Raw genomic sequence first — 19,700 nt, 5'->3', positions numbered from 1 at the left:
ACGTCACCCGCGGCTTTCCATGAAGGTCTCACGGGAGGCACGGATGGACTCCTTGAGGGAGCCCATGGTGGCCAGGACGGCGGTCGGCTCGTAACCGCAGTGCGCCATGCAGTTCGCGCACCGATCGTCCTTGCCGCGACCGTAGGAGTCCCAGTCGGTCTCCTCCAGGAGCTGCTTGTACGTCTGTACGTACCCGTCGCTCATCAGATAGCAGGGCTTCTGCCAGCCGAAGAGCGAGTAGCTCGGGATCGCCCAGGCAGTGCACGGGAAGTCGACCTTGCCCTCCAGGAAGTCCAGGAAGAGCGGGCTGTGATTGAGCCGCCAGCGGCGCCGGTTGCCGCCCGCGAAGGCCTTCTTGAACAGCTCCCGGGTCTGCGTGACGCCGAGGAAGTGCTCCTGGTCGGGCGCCTTCTCGTACGCGTAGGCGGGCGAGAGCATCATCTCGTCGACCTTCAGGTCGTCGTTGAGGTAGTTGAGGACCTCGATGATGGTCTGCGGGGTGTCGGTGTTGAAGAAGGTCGAATTGGTGGTGACCCGGAAGCCGCGCCGCTTGGCCTCCTTGATCGCCGCCACCGCCTCGTCGAAGACGCCCTCCTTGGCGACCGACTCGTCGTGCCGCTCGCGCAGCCCGTCGATGTGCACGGCCCAGGCGAAGTACGGCGAGGGCTTGAACTTGTCCATCTTCTTGCGCAGCAGCATCGCGTTGGTGCACAGGAAGACGAACTTCTTCTTGGCCACCAACTGCCGGACGATCTCGTCGATCTGAGGGTGCATCAGCGGCTCGCCACCGGCGATGGACACCATCGGCGCACCTGATTCGAGCACCGCGCCGACGGCCTGGGCCACCGGCATGCGCTGCTTCAGCACCCCCGCCGGGTGCTGGATCTTGCCGCAGCCCTCACAGGCGAGGTTGCACGCGAAGAGGGGTTCCAGCTCGACAATCAGCGCGAACTTGTCCCGCTTCCTGAGCTTCTGTTCAAACAGGTATGCAGCGACCTTCATGGACTGCCGAAGCGGCATGGCCATCTGGCTCACCTCCGAGGGAGCAGCAAAGAACGGTGCCATTCATAAAAAGCGGGAAGGACGGCACGAAGAACACGGAAAGCCGATATTCCACCGCGTACCGTGCCGATACGGACGAGTTCATGTTCTGGAGCGTCCACGACCACCCGTACGGCCGCAACCGGGCGGGTGCCCGTGCGGACGGCGCTGTGGAGCGTGGCGGCGGACTCCATGTCGACCGCGATTGCGCCGGTCGCGAGCAGTGCCGCCCGTTCGTGGCCGCAGACGACGTGGTCGGAGCCGGTGAGCGGCCCGGTGTGGACGGTGCGCCCGGGCAGGGCGCGGGCCAGTTCCTTGACGAGAAGCTCGGTGCCCACGCAGCGGGTGGTGCCGCGTCGATCCCGGGTCTCCTCGGCGACGACGAGGTCACCGGGGTGCATGCCGGGGGCGAGCCCGGCACAGAACCCGGTGGCCAGGACGGCCGCGTCGTGCAGCCCCGGGTCGGCGAGCACCCGGGTGACGGAGCGCTCGGCGGCCTTGGGTCCCATCCCCGTCCGCAGTACGGTGACGGGCCCGTCGGCGCCGCCGCGGTCGCCGCTGCGCAGGGCGAGGTGCTCGATGCCCAGCGCACAGGCGATGAGCAGCGGGGCCGGCTCGGGCTTGGTGCTCATCAACCCCCCTCGGTCTCGGCGAACGGCTCGCCGTTCACGTACCGGCCGAGCGCGGTCAGCGGGAAGACCTGCCGGTAGAGGTGGTAGTTGATCGAGAAGTCCCAGGGGAAGCCGGTGCCGGTGAAGTACGGCTCGTCCCAGGAGCCGTCCTCCCGCTGGGTCCCGGCAAGCCATTCGACCCCGCGCTCCACCGCCTTGGAGTCGCGTTCGCCCGCCGCGAGCAGCGCGAGCAGTGCCCAGCCGGTCTGGGAGGCCGTCGAGGCGCCGCGGCCGCTCCACTCGGCGACGTCGTGGTAGGAGCGCAGGTCCTCGCCCCAGCCGCCGTCGTCGTTCTGCACGGTCTCCAGCCAGCCGACGGCCCGCCGGATCGCCGGGTGCGAGCCGGGCAGCCCGGCGGCGACGAGCGCCGGGACCACCGATCCTGTGCCGTATACGTAGTTGACCCCCCAACGGCCGAACCAGGAGCCGTTCGGCTCCTGTTCGGCGAGCAGCCATTCGATGCCCCGCCGGGTGCGCGGGTCGTGCGAGAGCCCCTCCACGGCAAGCATCTCGACGACGTGCGCGGTGACGTCCGCGGACGGCGGGTCGATGACCTCCCCGAAGTCGCAGAACGGCAGCCGGTTGGGGAAGGGGCTGGTGTTGTCGACGTCGAAGGCGCCCCACGCGCCGTTCTTCGACTGCATGCCGAGGTTCCAGCGCACCCCGCGCCCGATGGCCTTCTCCAGGCGCTCCGGGTCGTGGTGCTTGACCCGGCGCAGCGCGAGGACGACCTCCGCGGTGTCGTCGATGTCGGGGTAGTTGTCGTTGTGGAACTCGAACGCCCAGCCGCCGGGCGGGAGTTGCGGCCGCTTCACCGACCAGTCGCCGGGCCGGACGATCTCCTCGCCGAGCATCCAGTCCGCGGCCTTGACCAGCTGCGGATGGTCGGCGGGCACCCCGGCGTCGGCGAGCGCGATCGTCGCGAGGCAGGTGTCCCACACCGGCGACTGACAGGCCTCGATCATCCGGGCCCCGTCCTCCCGCCACAGGGCGAAACGGTCCAGCGACGCCAGCCCCTCGCGCATCACCGGGTGTTCGAGGTCGTAGCCGAGCAGGTGCAGGGCGATGACCGAGTAGACGGCGGGCGGCTGGATGCCTCCCCAGCAGCCGTCGTTCTCCTGCCGCTCGATGATCCAGCGGGCGGCCGTGTTCACCGCCGCCCGGCGCAGCCGGCGGGGCGCGACCTTGCGATAGAGGTGCAACGCCCTGTCGAGACGCTGGAAGGCCCCGTCCCAACTCACCGCCGGGGCAAAGGGCTTGACCGGGTTGGGGTTGCCCGCGTCGACATGCAGTTCGTCGAGCGAAAACGGCGCGGGCCGCACCGGACGCTTCGCGGAGACGACGGTGAGCGGCACGATGGTCTGCCGCGCCCAGCAGCCGAAGTCGTAGATGTTGAGCGGCATCCACTTCGGGAAGTAGATGAGCTCCGGGGGAAGTTCGGGCAGGTCGTCCCACTTCCACCAGCCGAACAGGGCGAGCCAGATCCGGGTGAAGACCCGGGCCTTGGCGATGCCGCCCCGCTCACGGATCCACGCGGACGCCTTCGCCATGTGCGGCTCGTCCGGCAGGTCACCGGCCAGGCGCAGGGCGACGTACGCCTCGACGGTGGTGGAGAGTTCGCCGGGACCGCCGAAGAAGGTGGCCCAGGTGCCGTCCTCGCGCTGTTCGCCGCGGATGTACAGCCCGGCGGCGTGTGTGGTCTTCTCGTCGCGGATGCCCAGGAACTGACGGAGAAGCAGGTCCTCGGCGTCCATCGTGACGTTCGTCTCGAGGTCGCCCTTCCACCAGCCCTCGGCGTCCTGCCGCGACAGCAGGAAGTCGGTGGCACGCCGCATGGCGCGCGCGGCGGCGTCTTGAGTACCGACAGTCCCGGCCGCCTCCGGGAGCGTGTCGCTGTGCTGCAGTGGTTCGCTGGCCGAGGCAGCGCGAGGCGGCAGGGCCCCGGTGCTTCCGTCGGTCGTCGCTGTCATGGCTTCCCCTTCGTGCAGTGACATGTCTGCTGGGTCCGCCGTCGGCCGGTGCGCTTTCTCCCGCGGCACCGGCCGGCGACTACGCGAGGCTTATTCGACCGATAGTGATCATCTCTTCCGTACGACGACGAAGTCGGCGAGCGCCACCAGCTCGGCCCGTACCTGGTCCGGCATCCGGACCGAGTCCAGGGCCTCGATGGCGATGGTGTGCTGGCGGCGCGCCTCCTGGGCGGTCCACTCGCGGCCGCCCGCCTGCTCGATGAGCGCGGCCCGCGCGGCGAACTCCTCCTCGGAGAAGTTCTCGAAGTCGTTGGCCTTGGCGTCCGCGGCGAGCAGCTCGCCGAGCTGCTCGGAGGCGGGCCCGCCCGCGGCCAGCGCGGCCACCACCGGCAGCGACTTCTTGCGCTGGCGCAGGTCGCTCCAGGTCTGCTTGCCGGTGGCCTCCGGGTCGCCCCAGATGCCGAGGAGGTCGTCGACGGCCTGGAAGGCGAGGCCGAGGTGGTAACCGTACTTCTCGAGGGTGTCGGCGGTGCGGTCGTCGGCGCCGCCGAGCACCGCGCCGATGGAGCAGGCGCAGGCGAGCAGGGCGCCGGTCTTGTTGCCCTCCATCTCCAGGCACTCCTCGACGGTGACCCGCTCGCGGTGCTCGTAGGAGATGTCCTGGGCCTGGCCGTCGATCAGGGCGCGGGTCGCCGTGGTCAGCCGGCGGGCGGCGCGGCCCGCCTCGACGGTGCCGAGCTCCAGCAGGACCTCGTTGGCCAGCGCGAACAGGGCGTCGCCGACCAGGATGGCCTGTGCGGGGCCGTGCACCTTCCAGACGGTGTCGCGGTGGCGGCGCTGTTCGTCGCCGTCCATCAGATCGTCGTGCAGCAGCGAGAAGTTGTGGACCAGTTCGACGGCGACCGCGCCGGGGACGCCCACTTCCGGGCGCGCGCCGGCCGCCTGCGCGGAGAGCACGGCAAGCGCGGGGCGTACCGCCTTGCCGCCGTCGCCGTCCGAGGGGTTGCCCTCGGCGTCGATCCAGCCGAAGTGGTAGGCGGCGACGGTGTCCATGGGTGCTGCCAGCCGGTCGACGGCCGCGCGCAGCACCGGGGTGGCAAGGGTCCGGCCGCGCTCCAGGAGCGCGGACACGTCCACCGCGTCGGCAGCCGTTTCGGCCGGGGGCACAGTGGGCACAGTCTCTCCTCTTGTTGCGATACCGGGGGTGCGGGGACCGGTCCCCGGCAGATCGAGCGTCACGCCGCCTCCTCGAAGAGTTCGAGAAGGTGATCGCGGGGCCGGCCCAGGGCGCCCAGCGCGGCGCCGGCCGCACTGACACCGCTGCGGACCGCGCTCTCCATGGTCGCGGGCCACCCTGTGGCGGTCCACGCTCCGGCCAGGTAGAGGCCGGGGGTCCTGGTGCGAGCGCCGGGCCGCAGCCGCCCGACGCCCGGAGTGGGAGCGAACGTCGCGGTGCGCTCCCGGGTCACGAAGAAGTCCTTCACCTGCGCGCCGCGCGTGCCGGGCAGCAGACGCTCCAGCTCCGGCAGATAGCGCTCGCGCAGTGCGGCGACGGGCTCGTCGATCTCGTCGTGCGCGGCCGACTGGGACAGCGCGAGGTACTGCCCCTCGGCGAGCCCCGAGGCCTCGGTGCGGTCGAAGACCCACTGCACCGGGGAGCCGAGCGCCGCGAAGAACGGCCGGCCGAGCACCTTCCGGTCGTAGACGACATGGATGTTGAGGATCGGCGCGGTGCCGATCTCCAGCAGCCGCTCGGGGGCGTCGAGCGCGCCCGCCGGCAGCAGATCGTGGGCCTCTCGCTGGGGTACGGCGAGGACGACCGCGTCGGCGTCGATGTTCTCGCCGGGAACCTGAACGCTCCAACGCCCGTTTTCGTACCGGGAGATGGAGGTGACGCGTGTACGGACTTCGGTGCGCACGCCCGCGGAGTCGAGCGCCTTGCGGGCGAGCCGGTCATGCAGGTCGCCCAGCGGGACGCGCGCCCAGCCGATGTCGGCCGCGCCCGGGTCGGACAGCAGACCGGTCTTGAACACCATCGCGGCGAGCGCGAGCGACGAGTCGCCGGCCACCGCGTTGAGGGTGGCGACCCCCACCAGGTCCCACAGTGCTTCGACGGCACGCTCCGACTGACCGTGCCGGGCCAGCCAGGTGCCGAAGTTCTGCGCGTCGAGCGCCGGGTCGGCGAGGTCGAGCCCCTTGAGCGCCAGTGCGGCACGGCCGACCTTGGCGCGCTCAACGAGCGAGAGGTGCGGATACGTCGCGAGGCTCTTCGCCAGATGGAGCGGGACCGGCAGGGCGGTGCGGCTGAGTCTGCCCAGTCGCTTGCCCGGTGTACCCGCCGCGTCGAGTACGGGCACGTCGAGACGATCCTGCAGCGGCGCGAGCTCGGCCCCCTCGATGCGGTCGAGGAACCAGCGGTAGGCGGTGCAGCAGCGCAGATACACATGCTGCCCGTTGTCGACCGTCAGTCCGCCGCGCTGGAAGGAGAACGCGAGCCCGCCCAGACGGGGCCGGCCTTCGAGCAGGGTCACGCGCACCCCGGCGTCGGCGAGCGCGAGCGCGGTGGTGATCCCGGCGAGCCCGCCGCCGACGACCACGGCGGTCGCGCCCGCGGGGTGTTCCGGGATGTCCGCGTCCCGCCCTTCGGACGGTGTCCCGTCGGTCATCGTTTCCCCTCCCCCGCAACCGGGCCGCGGTGCTTGAACGGTGCACGGCCGGTCGTTGCAGTCAGGGACGCCACGCGACTCCGGAGGGTTGCGTGCCGCTTTTCGCCGGAGGAATCACTTTGGGGCGAATTGCCCATCAGGCACGCCTCCTGACGGTGCCCCGGGACACATGGCGGGCGTCGAGGCCCGACAGGCCGCGTACGGCGACGTACGCCTTCTCGCGTCCGGGCAACGAGACGCGGCCGCGCAGCACGGCCTCCGGATCCCGCTCGATGCGGTCCAGGAGGCGACGGTAGATGCCGGCCATCGCGGCGACACAGGCTCCGCTGCGTCTGTCCAGCATCGGCAGCAGCCGGTAGCCCTCGGCGAAAAGAGTGCGAGCCCGACGCACTTCGAAGTGCACGAGGCCCGCGAAATCGGAACCGGCCGGCGGCGTCGGCCCGCTGAACCCGGCCGAGCAGCCGAACTTGGCGAGATCGTCGGCCGGTAGATAGGTACGCCCGCCCTCGGCGTCCTCGCGCACGTCCCGCAGGATGTTGGTGAGCTGCAGCGCGAGCCCGAGCGTGTCGGCGTACTCGGACGCCCGCTCCACACCGCGCGCCCCCGGCTCCGTGCCGAATACGGCCAGCGAGAGCCGCCCGATCGCTCCGGCGACACAGCGGCAGTACACCTTCAGGTCGTCCCAGGTCTCGTACGTCTCACCGCGTACGTCCATCAGGACGCCGTCGATGAGCTCGTCGAGGCCGCCGAGCGGCAGCGGGAACGCCTCCGCCGCATGGCTGAGCGCGACCGCCACCGGGTCGGTGTCGTCCTCGTCCACGGAGCCCTCGCGCACCCGGGTCAGCAGCGCCCGGGTGTCCTCGAGCCGGGTCGCCTTCACGTCCGGTGCCAGCACGCCGTCGCCGATGTCGTCGACACGCCGGGAGAACGCGTAGAGCGCCGACATCGCTCGGCGCTTGGGCGTAGGCAGCAGTCTGATGCCGTACGCGAAATTGCGGGCCTGCTGTCCGGTCACTGTCTCGCAGTAGCTGTAAGCGGCGAGTACCGGTGCGGACGCGTGTTGTTCCGACTCCACGCTCCGGATCACCCCTCTCCTCGCAGAGTCACTCCCACCTCGCGCAGCAACTGGAGCTTGCCGGGCTTGGGCGGGCCGGGAAGTACGTCGTATTCAGCGGCGGCAATCGCACGGATCGCCGCCCTTCCCCCCGCCACGAACCCCGCAAGCAGCAGCTTCAGCCTGCCGTGGACGCTACCCACTAGGGGGGTGCCTTCATTCAGGAGGTTCAGGGCGCGTTCTGATTCGTATGCAACCAGTGCGCGCACCGATGCGCCTGCTGTGGGCGTGGCGAGATCCGCCTCCTGGACATGGAAACGCTTCATGTCCTCGGCGGGCAGGTAGATGCGGTCGCGTCCGAGATCCTCGGCCACGTCCTGGAGGTGCTCGACGATCTGCAGCGCCGTGCACACGGCGTCGGAGCGGCGGATCCGCTCGGGGGTCGAGGTGCCGGTGACGGAGAGGACGAGGCGGCCGACGGGGTTCGCGGACAGCTCGCAGTAGGCGAGGAGGTCGTCGTAGGTCTCGTAGCGCTTGACGAGCTGGTCCTGCCGGTTGGCGGCGATCAGTCCGAGAAAGGGCTCCAGGGTGAGTCCCGCGCGGCGGACCGTGGGCTGCAGGTTGCGCAGCAGGGGGTGGCCGGGGATCGAGTCGAAGACCTTGTGGAGGTCGGCCTCGAAGGCGTCGAGGAGGAGCAGCCGGTCCTCGGCGTCCTCGGGGGCGACACCGAGCAGCCGGGCGTCCGCGCCGCCGGGGGCCAGATCGCCGTCGCCGATGTCGTCGACCAGCCGGGCGAAGCCGTACACGGCCATGAGGTCGTCGCGCCAGGCCCTGGGCAGGAAGAACGGCGCCACGGGGAAGTTCTCGTCCGCGGCCTTGTCGAGCGTGCCGCGCTCCGGGTGGCCGGCGCGCGCCGTCCGGGCTTCGGTCACCACTCGCCACCCGGCGCGGCGACGGCACATGCATCGCGGAGCCGGAGAGTTTCCGTAGCCATTGCCGTCACATCTCCCGTTCTACACTGCCGACCCAATGCATCCCATTTCGGACACGCCGCTCGACGAGCCGCGGGGCCCGCCCGGTGCCGGTGTCGCGCATTATCGCCCTACTTGCCGCGAATCAGCACCGGTACAGCTTACGTTGTACAACGCGCCGTGCCTCGTCGGGGTGTCCTGCACATCACAACAACACACCGATTGGCGTCAAGATTCCTAAGAGGAGCCAGAGTTGGGCCTCTCTTTGCACAGTTGATCTCCCCCGGCGCGTCCTCTTGCCCGTCAGGACACCTCCGGCGGAGTTCCGGTTGCACGACAGAACCCCGCCGGAGGGGCTCCTGCGGGGTTCTGTCGTGTGCACGCGAGAAGGGCGGCTACTTGCCCGTGAACTTCTCGTACTCCTTGAGGACCTCTTCGGTCGGACCGTCCATCCGCAGTTCGCCGCGTTCCAGCCACAGCACGCGGTCGCAGGTGTCGCGGATCGACTTGTTGTTGTGACTGACCAGAAACACCGTGCCGGCGCTCTTGCGCAGCTCGCGGATGCGGGCCTCGGAGCGCTTCTGGAACTTGCGGTCGCCGGTGGCCAGGGCCTCGTCGATCATCAGGACGTCGTGGTCCTTGGCCGCGGCGATGGAGAAGCGCAGCCGGGCCGCCATGCCGGACGAGTAGGTGCGCATGGGGAGCGTGATGAAGTCGCCCTTCTCGTTGATGCCCGAGAAGTCGACGATCTCCTGGTAACGCTCGCGAATCTGTTCCCGGGACATGCCCATCGCGAGCCCGCCCAATATGACGTTGCGCTCGCCCGTGAGGTCGTTCATCAGCGCCGCATTCACGCCCAGCAGGGAGGGCTGGCCGTCGGTGAAGACCTTGCCCTTCTCGGCGGGCAGCAGACCGGCGATGGCGCGCAGCAGGGTGGACTTCCCGGAGCCGTTGGAGCCGATCAGACCGATGGCCTCGCCGCGGTAGGCGATGAAGGAGACGCCCTTGACCGCGTGCACCTTGCGCACGCCGCGCTCCTCGCCGCGCTTGACGATGCGGCTGAGGGCCGAGGTGGCGCTGCCCTTGCCGGTCTTGGCGCCGTTCACCCGGTAGACGATGTGCAGCTCGTCCGCGATGACGGTGGGGATGTGGGAGTCGGTCCTCTGCTCAGCCACGGCCGTACCTCTCTTCCGCCTTCCAGAAGTACACGAAGCCGCCGAGCGCGACGAGCGCCGCCCAGCCGCCCGCGACCGCCCAGACGTGCGGGGGCAGGTTCCCGGAGCCGTACCCGTCGATGAGGGCGAAGCGCATCAGGTCCATGTAGATGGCGGCCGGGTTCCACTGAAGGACGTCGGCGATCCACTCCGGCCGGCCCTTCAGCATGATCCGGATGGAGAACATCACGCCCGACGCGTACATCCACGTACGCATCACGAACGGCATCAGCTGGGCGAGGTCCGGGGTCTTGGATCCCATCCGGGCCATGATCATCGCGAGGCCGGTGTTGAACAGGAACTGCAGGGCGAGCACCGGGACGATCAGCAGCCACGACAGCTTCGGGTAGCTGCCGAAGCCGATCGCCACCAGGAACAGCACGATCATCGAGAAGAGCAGCTGCTGGAGCTGCTGCAGCGAGAACGAGACCGGCAGCGCGGCACGCGGGAAGTGCAGCGCGCGCACCAGCCCGAGGTTGCCGGAGATCGCCCGGACCCCGGCCATCACCGAGCTCTGGGTGAACGTGAAGACGAAGACGCCGGTCACCAGGAACGGGATGTACACCTCGCGGGTCATCCCGCGGTCGGCCTTCAGGATCAGGCCGAAGATCAGGAAGTACACCAGCGCGTTCAGCAGGGGGGTCGCCACCTGCCACAGCTGGCCGAGCTTGGCCTGGCTGTACTGCGCGGTGAGCTTCGCCTGCGAGAAGGCGAGGATGAAGTGACGGCGCCCCCAGAGCTGGCGGACGTACTCGACGAGTCCCGGCCGGGCACCACTGACCGCGAGCCCGTACTTGGCAGCCAGCTCGGTTGCGGAGAGCCCGTCATCGGGCGACGGTCGGTCGCTCACCGCGACCCCGCCGTCATGCGTTGTCTCACTCACAAGTGGAAACTTTCGTCCTCAAAGTGCGCAGCCTGGTCGGGCCTAGGCAGAAGCCAGGGACCGGGTACGGCCGCATGCTCTCAGATATCGAGCTTGTCAGATAACGGGAGGCCGGCCCAGTCGAGTCAGGCGCCACACCGTACGCCACTTCATGGGGCGCCGGGGGCCGCACGAGCTGGTCCACCCCTCCTTGAAGCCGCCGAACCAGGCCTTGAGGGCGGGTGCGGAGGGGCGGCGGAGCAGGGTCAGCAGCATCCAGACGCCGAGATAGACCGGAACGAGCAGCGCGGGCAGATTGCGCCGGGCCAGCCAGACGCGGTTGCGCGCGACCATGCGGTGGTAGACCGCGTGCCGCGAGGGCGCGGTCGTCGGGTGGTACAGCACCATGTCGGACCGGTAGTCGATCATCCAGCCCGCGTCGAGGGCCCGCCATGCCAGGTCGGTTTCCTCGTGGGCGTAAAAGAATGCGTCCGGAAGCCCGCCGACTTCGGCGAAGACCTTCGTACGGACGGCGTTGGCACCGCCCAGGAACGTGGTGACGCGGGAGTTGCGCAGGGGGTCGGCGGCGCGCAGCCGGGGCACGTGCCTGCGCTGCGTCTCACCGGTTTCGGGATCGGCGATGCGGAAGCTGATGATGCCGAGCTCGGGGTCGGCGGTGAAGGCCTCGCGGCACAGCTCGGCGGTGTCGTGCCGGGCGAGCAGGCCGTCGTCGTCCAGGAAGAGCAGGACGTCGACGTCGGTGCCGCCGGGGCCGAAGGCCTCGATGCCGACGTTGCGGCCGCCGGGGATGCCGAGGTTCTCGGGCAGCTCGACCGTGCGGACGCCCGCGGGGACGTCCGGGACGGGCGAGCCGTTGCCGACCACGACCACCTCGACCGGGTCGCCGTCCTGCTTGGCGACCGAGTCGAGAAGGGCGCGGAGTTCGTCGGGGCGGTTGCCCATCGTGATGATGACCGCCCCGACCTTTATGGCGGCACTCACTTCAGCCTGCTCGACGCGAGGATGGACACGAGGTGCAGCAGGGTCTGCAGGATCGCGATGCCGGCCAGTACGGCGACGCCGAGCCGGGAGAAGAACAGGTCTCCGCGGACGGTGTCGGCGACGGCCAGGACCAGGATCAGCAGGGAGGCCTCGACGCCGAGGACGAGCCGGTGGAACTTCAGCGCCGCGGCGGCCTTGCGGGCCAGCGCCATACCGGACGAGCGCGGCTCGGAGGCGGACTCCTGGACCGGCTCCTTGCCGGTCTGGTGCCGGGCGACGCCGACGAGGTCGGTCTCGGCCTTGATCAGGATGGCGCCGAGGGCGGCCAGCGTGCCGAGGAACGCCCACAGCCAGTCGATCCGGCCCGAGCCCCACAGGTCGGCGGCGCGCAGGCCGAAGCCGACCAGGACCGCGGCGTCGCACAGGTACGCGCCGACCCGGTCCACGTAGACCCCGGCCATCGAGAACTGCTTGCGCCAGCGGGCGAGCTCGCCGTCGACGCAGTCGAACAGCAGGTAGAGCTGGACCATCAGCACGCCGAGCACGGCGCCCGGGATGCCCGGCACGAGCAGGGCCGGGGCGGCGAGGACGCCGAAGACGGTCATGAGGTAGGTCAGCTGGTTGGGCGTGACCCGGGTGTTCACCAGGTGCCGGTCGATGCGCAGTGAGAGCTCGCGCATGTAGAGCCGGCCGGCCCAGTGTTCGCCGCTCCGCCGGTCCTTCACCCCCGGGGGGTGGACGACCGGGCGGAGCTCAGCTACCGATGGCTTTTGCATAGTCGGCGTATGCGTCCCTGATCTGGTCGGTGGTCAGGTCGAGGTGTTCGAGGATCGTGTAGCGGCCGGGCCTGGTCTGCGGAGCGAACTCCACGACCTGGACGAACTCGTCCACGGTGAAGCCGATCTCCTCCGGCGTCACCGGCAGCCCGTGCCGACGCAGTACCTCGGCCATGTACACGGACTCCTCGTGGGCTCCGCGCAGATGCATCGCGAAGGCCGCGCCCAGGCCGCACTGCTCGCCGTGGCTGGCCGCGCGCTTGGGGAAGAGGAGGTCGAAGGCGTGGTTGATCTCGTGGCAGGCGCCGGAGGCGGGGCGGGAGTCGCCCGCGACCGACATGGAGATACCGGTGAGGACCAGACCCTCGGCGAGCACCTGGAGGAAGGCGTCGTCGCCGACGCCGCCCGGGTGGCGCAGGACGGCCTCGCCGGCCTGGCGGGCCATCGCGGCGGCGAGGCCGTCGATCGACTCGCCCTTCTCGCGGTGGGCCAGCTCCCAGTCGGCGACCGCGGAGATGTTGGACAGCGCGTCGCCGATGCCGGAGCGCACGAAGCGGACCGGTGCCTCACGGATCACGTCGAGGTCGATGACGACCGCGATCGGGTTCGGCACACCGTAGGAGCCGCGGCCCGCGTCGTTGTCGAGGGTCGCGACCGGCGAGCACAGACCGTCGTGCGAGAGGTTCGTGGCGACGGCGACCAGCGGGAGGCCGATACGCGCCGCGGCGAACTTCGCGCAGTCGATGATCTTGCCGCCGCCGAGGCCCACGACCGCGTCGTAGTGCCCCTTCTTCATGGCGTCGGCGAGCTTGATCGCGTCGTCCAGGGTGCCCCCGCCGACCTCGAACCAGGTCGCACCCGGCAGCGCCGGGGAGAGCCGCTCGCGCAGCTTTGCCCCGGAGCCGCCGCTGATCGCGACGGCGAGCTTGCCGGAGTGCGAGATCCGCTGGTCGGCGAGGATCTTCGCCAGATCGTCCAGGGCGCCCGGACGGATGTCGACGACGACCGGCGAGGGGATGAGCCTCGTCAGTACTGGCACGCGATTTCACGTCCCTTGGCGAGGTCCTCGTGGTTGTCGATCTCGACCCACTTGACGTCGCCGATGGGCGCGACGTCGATGCGGAAGCCGCGGTTCACGAGCTCCTGGTAGCCGTGCTCGTAGAACTGCTGCGGGTCCGTCTCGAAGACCGTCTTCAGCGCGTCGGCGAGCTCGTCGGCCGCGTCGCCCTCGATGAGGGTGACGCCGATGTACTCACCGGTCGCCTCGGCCGGGTCCATCAGCTTGGTGATCTTCGTCATGCCACCCTCGGGGCCGACGACGACCTTCATCTCCTCGTCGGCGAGGGACTTCACCGTGTCGAGGGCGAGGATGATCTTCTTGCCGTCGCCACGGGCGGCGAGCAGCGTCTTCTCGACGGAGACCGGGTGCACGGTGTCGCCGTTGGCGAGGATCACCGAGTGCTTGATGGCGTCACGGCCGCACCACAGGGAGTAGGCGTTGTTCCACTCCTCGGCCTTGTCGTTGTCGATCAGGGTGATCTTGACGCCGTACTTCTGCTCCAGCGCCTCGCGGCGCTCGTAGACGGCCTCCTTGCGGTACCCGACGATGATCGCGACCTCGGTCAGGCCGATCTCGGCGAAGTTGCCGAGGGTCAGGTCCAGGACGGTGAGGCTGTCCTCGTTGCCCTCAGGACCGACCGGTACCAGTGCCTTGGGCAGGGTGTCGGTGTAGGGGCGCAGACGCCGTCCGGCGCCGGCCGCCAGCACGAGGCCGATCATGCGGGTTCTCCTTCATCGTGTACGGCGGGTGCATGGGAGGACACCCAGAAGCGGATGCTCTCGACGAGCACCACGAGTGCCACGGCCACGGCGAGTGCCGTGAGCGCGACCTTGAAATCTGTGGCGGCGAGCAGCGCGGCCAGGACGGTGACCAGCAGCGTCCTGCCTTCGTGCCCGCCGATCGCCCGCACCAGCCAGTGCGGTGGCGCGCCGGCGTTGCCGCGGATGCGGTACACCGTGTCGTAGTGATGGTAGGCGACAGCGGCCACCAGCCCGAAAGCCGCGGGCAGCGCTCCGTTCACGTCGGCTTTGACCGCCAGCACCAGAACGGTGCCGTATTCGGCCGCCCGGAAGAACGGCGGGACCAGCCAGTCCAGGGCGCCCTTCAGGGGCCTTTGCAGCGCCACCGGCGACAGGAGCACGTACACCGCGGCGGCCAGGACGGGCCACCAGCTGCCGTACGGGACGAAGACGGTGACCAGCACCACAAGGGCGCCGCCGGCGAAGGCCAGGAAGGCCGGGCCGCGGCGCGGGAGACCGCGCGTGAAGCGGGTGAGCAGCTCGGCGAGCGGACCCGAGTCGGTGAGGTCGGCCAGGGCCCGCGCCGCGCGGTCGGTGCGCCGTGCCTTGCGCGTCAGCGAGCGCAGGACGCGGCCCGCCGTGGTGTACGTCGCCGCGAAGCCGCAGCCGATGAGCAGGGCGTAGAAGGTGATGCGGGGCGTCGTGAACGCGGTGAGGACGGCGATCATCGCCCAGCGCTCCCCGATGGGCAGCACGATCATCCGGCGCAGCCAGACCGTCCAGCCGACACTGTCGAGCTTGCCCGAAAGGGCCGCGGTGGGACTGGTGTTGGCGGCGGCGTCGTGATTCGCCTCGTTGAAGGAGAAGTCGACGACGTGCCGGCAGATCTGCAGGATCATCGCGCCGAGGGCGAGCTCCCAGACGTCGTCGCCGCCGCGGGCCGCTCCGAGGGCGAGGCCCGCGTAGTAGGCGTACTCCTTGGCGCGGTCGAAGGTCGCGTCGAGCCAGGCGCCGAGTGTCGAGTACTGCAGCGAGTAGCGGGCGAGCTGCCCGTCCGTGCAGTCGAGGACGAAGGAGAAGAGGAGGAGCAGGCCCGCGGCGACGAAGCCGGCGCGGGTGCCGGTGGCGGCGCAGCCCGCCGCGATCAGGGCGGTGAGCAGCGAGGCGGTGGTGACCTGGTTCGGGGTCAGCCCGCGCCGGGCGCACCAGCGGGCGATGTAGCGCGAGTACGGGCTGATGAAGTGGGTGGTGAAGAACCCGTCGCGGGACTTCACGGCCGTGCGCAGTCGTACGGCCTCGTCGTCGACGGCCGAAACGGCCTGCCGTGCCTCGTTGCGGGCCTGCGGGTCGGTGGGGACCGCGGCCACGAGGGTGCCGAGGTCGGGCCGGTGCACCGCGACGCCGTCCGCGTCGAGCGCGGCCGTGACCCGGTCGGCGAGGTTGTCGATGACGACGGTGGCGCCGCCGCCCGCGGCGAAGCTCTCACGGGCCACCGCGCGGGTCAGCGCCTGGCGCGCGCCGGGCTGGACCGTGACGGCCCCGGGCAGCGCGGCGGCAGGGAAGCGCGGGTCGGTGAGACCGAGGCGCAGCGCGTGCAGGTGGCCCACGAAACGGGCGTCGACGATCGCGACCCGCCGCCCGGCGGGCACCGCGGCGAGGAGCGCCTCGGCGTCACCGGCGTCGGAGGCGACCCGCACGTCGAAGCCGAGCGACCGCAGATCGCCCTCGAGCGACGATCCGGGGACCGGCTGGCCGGTGAGGATGGCGGTCGACAGACGAACTCACTCCCTGGGGTGCCGACGCGTCCGCGCCGGGCATGTGCGTGGTGGGATGGCCCTGCGCCTGGGGCGGCGGGCGGCATGTCGGCAGAGGCTATCGGATGATGGGAAGCGCACGTTCACCGCCCGTTCACGGCCCGATCAACCCGGTCTGCGTGGCCGCCTCCGCCGAGATCATCATCAGGGATCCGGGGCCCCGGCCACAAACCGCGGCCCCAGACCGGCGCATTCACGGCATCGCACATGTCCCCGGCGTACCACCGCGGAGCGGTGCAGGGGGAACACTTCGGGACAAGGGCGGCCGGGCGCGGAACCGGCATAGGGTGGGCGTCCATGACATGGCTGATCACAGGTGGGGCTGGATACATCGGGGCGCACGTCACGCGGGCGATGGCCGAGGCCGGGGAGCGCGTGGTCGTGCTCGACGACCTCTCGGCCGGTGTCGCGGGGCGGCTCCCGGCGGACATCCGGCTGGTGCAGGGCTCGTCGCTGGACGGAGAGCTGCTGAAGCGCGTCCTGGCCGAGCACTCCGTGACCGGTGTGGTGCATCTCGCCGCACGCAAGCAGGTCGGTGAGTCCGTCGCGCAGCCCACGCGCTACTACCAGGAGAACGTGGGCGGTCTCGCGACGCTCCTGGAAGCGGCGGCCGGCGCCGGCGTCGAGCGCTTCCTCTTCTCCTCCTCGGCGGCCGTCTACGGCAACCCCGATGTGGAGCTGATCACCGAGGCCACGGCCTGCGACCCGATGAGCCCCTACGGCGAGACCAAGCTCGCCGGGGAGTGGCTGGTGCGGGCGGCGGGCCGGGCGCACGGCATCGCGACCGTGTGTCTGCGCTACTTCAACGTGGCGGGTGCCGCCGCTCCGGAGCTGGCCGACACCGGCATCTTCAACGTGATCCCGATGGTCTTCGACCGGCTCTCCCGCGGCGAGGCCCCGCGGATCTTCGGCGACGACTATCCGACGCCGGACGGCACCTGCGTCCGCGACTACATCCACGTCGCCGACCTCGCGGACGCCCACCTGGCGGCGGCCCGGCGACTGTCCGGGGGTGCCACGGGCGATCTGACGGCCAACATCGGGCGCGGTGAGGGGGTTTCGGTTCGCGAACTGGTCAGCCTCATCGGCGAGGTCAGCGGCGACAACCGACCCGCGGTCGTCGAGCCGCGGCGTCCCGGCGACGCCCCGCGCGCCGTCGCCTCGGCCGCGCTGGCCGCCGAGGAGCTGGGCTTCACGGCACGGCGCGGGGTACGCGAGATGGTCGAGTCGGCGTGGCAGGGATGGCAGTTGCACCAGCGGGGAAAGTCCGCGGTCTGACCGGTCCCGCGCTCTGACCTGCGCATCGTTTCCGCAGGTCAGAGCATATGACAACGGTGTTCAATGCCGCGTTGCCACATACCCCCCGGCCGTAGTTCACTGTGATCCCGGGCAGAGCACAGGAGGCGGCTTCCATGGGGGCTGGGCACGACCACGGACATGCGCACGGCGCTCCCCCGACGGGTACGGCGGCAGCGGCGTACCGCGGGCGGCTGCGCGTCGCGCTGTCGATCACGCTCACCGTCATGGTGGTCGAGATCGTCGGCGGCCTGCTCGCCGACTCGCTCGCGCTCATCGCGGACTCGGCGCACATGGCGACGGACGCGCTGGGTCTGGGCATGGCGCTGCTGGCGATCCACTTCGCCAACCTGCCGCCGAGCGGCAACCGCACCTTCGGCTACGCCCGCGCCGAGATCCTCGCGGCGCTCGCCAACTGTCTGCTGCTGCTCGGCGTGGGCGGCTACGTGCTGTACGAGGCGATCCAGCGCTTTGTGACACCGGCCGACACCGAGGGCGGTCTGACCGTCGTGTTCGGTCTGATCGGCCTGGTCGCGAACATGATCTCGCTCACCCTGCTGATGCGCGGCCAGAAGGAGAGCCTCAATGTGCGCGGCGCCTTCCTGGAGGTGGCCGCCGACGCGCTGGGCTCGGTGGCGGTGCTGATCGCCGCGACCGTCATCCTGACGACCGGCTGGCAGGCCGCCGACCCGGTCGCCTCCCTCGTCATCGGCCTGATGATCGTCCCGCGGACCTGGAAGCTGCTCCGCGAGACCCTCGACGTGCTGCTGGAGTCGGCGCCCAGGGATGTCGACATGGCGGAGGTGCGGGCGCACATCCTGGCCCTGCCCGGGGTCGAGGACGTCCACGACCTGCACGCCTGGACCATCACCTCCGGGATGCCGGTCCTCTCCGCCCATGTGGTGGTCGGCACCGACACCCTGAACGCGATCGGTCACGAGAAGATCCTTCATGAACTGCAGGGCTGCCTCGGTGACCACTTCGATGTCGAGCACTGCACCTTCCAGCTCGAACCGAGCGGACACGCGGAGCACGAGGCCAAGCTCTGCCACTAGCGGGACCGACAGGACCGCCGGGAGCCGGACGGAGTGTCGAGACGCCGTCGCCGAGGCTCCGGACGGCACCCGCATCCGGGGTACTACTCGAAACTCGGCTTCGTGCCCGCTTCGGAGTACGGCATCCGGCCCGGATCCGAGGTACTGCACGAACACATGATGGCCCTGGTCCGGAGCGGTTCCTCGTCCGTGGCAGCGGGCACGATCAGGTATCCGGCCGCTTTCGGCGTCTGACCCACGTCGACCGCGTGTCCCGTTGCGATGTCGGGGGAGAGACATGCGGAGCGCCGCGAGTGTCCGGAGTGCCGGTTTCGTACGGCAGACTTGGGACCCGAAGACCGATGCGAAGGATGGGTATGCCGATCACACCTGCCACCGCGACGCACAGTTCGTCGAACGGCACCGCTGAAGCGATCTTGCTGGAACTGGTCGACGAGGACGGCACGACAATCGGCACAGCGGAGAAGCTCTCCGCCCATCAGCCCCCCGGGCAACTGCACCGGGCGTTCTCCGTCTTCCTCTTCGACGAGCGCGGGCGGCTCCTGCTCCAGCAGCGCGCCCTCGGCAAGTACCACTCCCCCGGTGTCTGGTCGAACACCTGCTGCGGTCACCCCTACCCGGGCGAGTCACCCTTCGCGGCGGCGGCCCGGCGGACGTACGAGGAGCTCGGGGTGTCACCGTCGCTGCTGGGTGAGGCGGGCACGGTCCGCTACAACCACCCGGACCCGGACTCGGGCCTCGTGGAGCAGGAGTACAACCACCTGTTCGTGGGGATGGTCCAGGCCCCGGTGCGCCCGGACCCGGAAGAGGTCGGGTCGACCGCCTTCGTGAGCGCCGACGAGCTGGCCCGGCGGCACGCGAAGGAGCCCTTCTCGTCGTGGTTCATGACCGTCCTGGACGCGGCACGTCCGGCGGTCAGGGAGCTGACGGGCCCGTCCGCCGGCTGGTGACGTCGCGCCTCCCTAGCCGACGAACGGCTTGAGCGGCAGGGCGGCCCAGATCACCTTTCCGCCGCCCGCCGTGTGCTCGACGTCGCACACCCCGCCCGCCTCCTTGGTGACCTCACGGACCAGCAGCAGCCCCCGGCCTCCGGTCTGCCCGTGGTCGGCCTCCAGGGCGGTGGGGCGGTAGGGGTGGTTGTCCTCCACGGAGATCCGCACCCACTCGGCGCCGACGGCGACCTCCACGGCCAGCATCGGCGACAGCAGCGCCGCATGCCGGACCGCGTTGGTGACCAGCTCGGAGACGATGAGCAGCAGTCCCTGGAGCAGGTCGTCCGAGAGGGGCACCCCCTGGCGGACGAGCAGGTCCCGCACGGCGTGACGCGCCTGCGGCACGGAGGGGTCGACGGCGGGGGCGGTGAACCGCCAGACACCCTCGTACGGCAGCGGGTCCGGGGGTCTTGGACCGAGAGGCACCTCCCCGCCGCCCGCAGGGCGTGAGTCGGCCCCCCGCCCCTGGTTCTCCATCGTCCGGTCGCCACCCTTGCGCTCGATTGTCACCACACA

General features: G+C 70.4%; 20 protein-coding genes. 4 read left to right on the top strand and 16 right to left on the bottom strand.

From position 1 onward, the window contains the following. Positions 1 to 3: 3 nt before the first annotated feature. The 15 genes from hpnH to ACFWM2_RS02335 form a co-directional block, all read right to left on the bottom strand. Positions 4 to 1,026, bottom strand: coding sequence for an adenosyl-hopene transferase HpnH (gene hpnH, locus ACFWM2_RS02405; protein WP_383272123.1), 1,023 nt, complete (start codon positions 1,024 to 1,026; stop codon positions 4 to 6). A gap of 5 nt (positions 1,027 to 1,031) precedes the next feature. Next, entirely contained in the window at positions 1,032 to 1,673 is a 642-nt protein-coding gene (locus ACFWM2_RS02400; protein ID WP_383272121.1) for a 1-hydroxy-2-methyl-2-butenyl 4-diphosphate reductase, read from the bottom strand. Further along, a complete protein-coding gene (shc, locus tag ACFWM2_RS02395) occupies positions 1,673 to 3,682 on the bottom strand; it encodes a squalene--hopene cyclase (RefSeq protein ID WP_383272119.1) in 2,010 nt (669 codons plus the stop codon). The genes ACFWM2_RS02400 and shc overlap by 1 nt, the downstream gene beginning before the upstream one ends. Positions 3,683 to 3,790: 108 nt before the next feature. Then, complete coding sequence (locus tag ACFWM2_RS02390; RefSeq protein ID WP_383272117.1) at positions 3,791 to 4,921, bottom strand: polyprenyl synthetase family protein; 1,131 nt, start codon at positions 4,919 to 4,921, stop codon at positions 3,791 to 3,793. Then, positions 4,918 to 6,348 (bottom strand): hydroxysqualene dehydroxylase HpnE, encoded by a 1,431-nt coding sequence (gene hpnE / locus ACFWM2_RS02385; RefSeq protein ID WP_383272115.1) that lies wholly within the window; start codon positions 6,346 to 6,348, stop codon positions 4,918 to 4,920. Before hpnE ends, ACFWM2_RS02390 begins: the two co-directional genes overlap by 4 nt. Further along, positions 6,345 to 6,485 (bottom strand): DUF6380 family protein, encoded by a 141-nt coding sequence (locus tag ACFWM2_RS02380; RefSeq protein ID WP_383272113.1) that lies wholly within the window; start codon positions 6,483 to 6,485, stop codon positions 6,345 to 6,347. Before ACFWM2_RS02380 ends, hpnE begins: the two co-directional genes overlap by 4 nt. Continuing rightward, a complete protein-coding gene (gene hpnD / locus ACFWM2_RS02375; RefSeq protein WP_383272111.1) occupies positions 6,485 to 7,435 on the bottom strand; it encodes a presqualene diphosphate synthase HpnD in 951 nt (316 codons plus the stop codon). Before hpnD ends, ACFWM2_RS02380 begins: the two co-directional genes overlap by 1 nt. After that, a complete protein-coding gene (hpnC, locus tag ACFWM2_RS02370; protein ID WP_383272109.1) occupies positions 7,432 to 8,364 on the bottom strand; it encodes a squalene synthase HpnC in 933 nt (310 codons plus the stop codon). The genes hpnD and hpnC overlap by 4 nt, the downstream gene beginning before the upstream one ends. A gap of 404 nt (positions 8,365 to 8,768) precedes the next feature. Then, the gene (locus tag ACFWM2_RS02365) at positions 8,769 to 9,548 is read right to left on the bottom strand and encodes an ABC transporter ATP-binding protein (RefSeq protein ID WP_383272107.1); all 780 of its coding nucleotides are present in this window, start codon (positions 9,546 to 9,548) and stop codon (positions 8,769 to 8,771) included. Beyond that, positions 9,541 to 10,470, bottom strand: a complete 930-nt coding sequence (locus tag ACFWM2_RS02360) for an ABC transporter permease (RefSeq protein ID WP_383272105.1) — start codon at positions 10,468 to 10,470, stop codon at positions 9,541 to 9,543. Before ACFWM2_RS02360 ends, ACFWM2_RS02365 begins: the two co-directional genes overlap by 8 nt. 96 nt (positions 10,471 to 10,566) lie before the next feature. Continuing rightward, positions 10,567 to 11,439: a glycosyltransferase family 2 protein gene (locus ACFWM2_RS02355; RefSeq protein ID WP_383274079.1), complete on the bottom strand. Its 873-nt coding sequence runs from the start codon at positions 11,437 to 11,439 to the stop codon at positions 10,567 to 10,569. Between the two features lie 8 nt (positions 11,440 to 11,447). Further along, entirely contained in the window at positions 11,448 to 12,227 is a 780-nt protein-coding gene (locus tag ACFWM2_RS02350; RefSeq protein ID WP_383272103.1) for a CDP-alcohol phosphatidyltransferase family protein, read from the bottom strand. After that, on the bottom strand, positions 12,205 to 13,266 hold the full coding sequence (locus ACFWM2_RS02345; protein WP_383272101.1) for an iron-containing alcohol dehydrogenase family protein: 1,062 nt from the start codon (positions 13,264 to 13,266) through the stop codon (positions 12,205 to 12,207). The genes ACFWM2_RS02350 and ACFWM2_RS02345 overlap by 23 nt, the downstream gene beginning before the upstream one ends. Continuing rightward, on the bottom strand, positions 13,254 to 14,006 hold the full coding sequence (locus tag ACFWM2_RS02340) for a sugar phosphate nucleotidyltransferase (protein WP_383272099.1): 753 nt from the start codon (positions 14,004 to 14,006) through the stop codon (positions 13,254 to 13,256). Before ACFWM2_RS02340 ends, ACFWM2_RS02345 begins: the two co-directional genes overlap by 13 nt. After that, positions 14,003 to 15,802: a DUF5941 domain-containing protein gene (locus ACFWM2_RS02335; RefSeq protein ID WP_383274076.1), complete on the bottom strand. Its 1,800-nt coding sequence runs from the start codon at positions 15,800 to 15,802 to the stop codon at positions 14,003 to 14,005. The genes ACFWM2_RS02340 and ACFWM2_RS02335 overlap by 4 nt, the downstream gene beginning before the upstream one ends. Before the next feature lie 336 nt (positions 15,803 to 16,138). Between ACFWM2_RS02335 and galE the strand changes: the two genes are divergently transcribed. The 4 genes from galE (at position 16,139) to idi (ending at position 19,142) form a co-directional block, all read left to right on the top strand. Continuing rightward, complete coding sequence (gene galE / locus ACFWM2_RS02330; RefSeq protein ID WP_383272097.1) at positions 16,139 to 17,119, top strand: UDP-glucose 4-epimerase GalE; 981 nt, start codon at positions 16,139 to 16,141, stop codon at positions 17,117 to 17,119. A 134-nt stretch (positions 17,120 to 17,253) separates the two neighbouring features. Further along, positions 17,254 to 18,192: a cation diffusion facilitator family transporter gene (locus ACFWM2_RS02325; protein WP_383272095.1), complete on the top strand. Its 939-nt coding sequence runs from the start codon at positions 17,254 to 17,256 to the stop codon at positions 18,190 to 18,192. Between the two features lie 102 nt (positions 18,193 to 18,294). Beyond that, positions 18,295 to 18,426 carry a hypothetical protein gene (locus tag ACFWM2_RS02320; protein WP_383272093.1) on the top strand — a complete coding sequence of 44 codons (132 nt, stop codon included), beginning with the start codon at positions 18,295 to 18,297 and terminating at the stop codon, positions 18,424 to 18,426. 122 nt (positions 18,427 to 18,548) lie between these two features. Then, positions 18,549 to 19,142, top strand: a complete 594-nt coding sequence (gene idi / locus ACFWM2_RS02315) for an isopentenyl-diphosphate Delta-isomerase (RefSeq protein WP_383272091.1) — start codon at positions 18,549 to 18,551, stop codon at positions 19,140 to 19,142. A gap of 12 nt (positions 19,143 to 19,154) precedes the next feature. Here idi and ACFWM2_RS02310 read toward each other — a convergent pair whose 3' ends face one another. Continuing rightward, positions 19,155 to 19,661, bottom strand: coding sequence for an ATP-binding protein (locus ACFWM2_RS02310; protein ID WP_383274072.1), 507 nt, complete (start codon positions 19,659 to 19,661; stop codon positions 19,155 to 19,157). Between the last annotated feature and the right edge of the window lie 39 nt (positions 19,662 to 19,700).

Source organism: Streptomyces sp. NPDC058371, from assembly GCF_042723265.1.
Taxonomy (GTDB): domain Bacteria; phylum Actinomycetota; class Actinomycetes; order Streptomycetales; family Streptomycetaceae; genus Streptomyces.
This window is presented reverse-complemented; position numbering and strand designations above follow the sequence as displayed.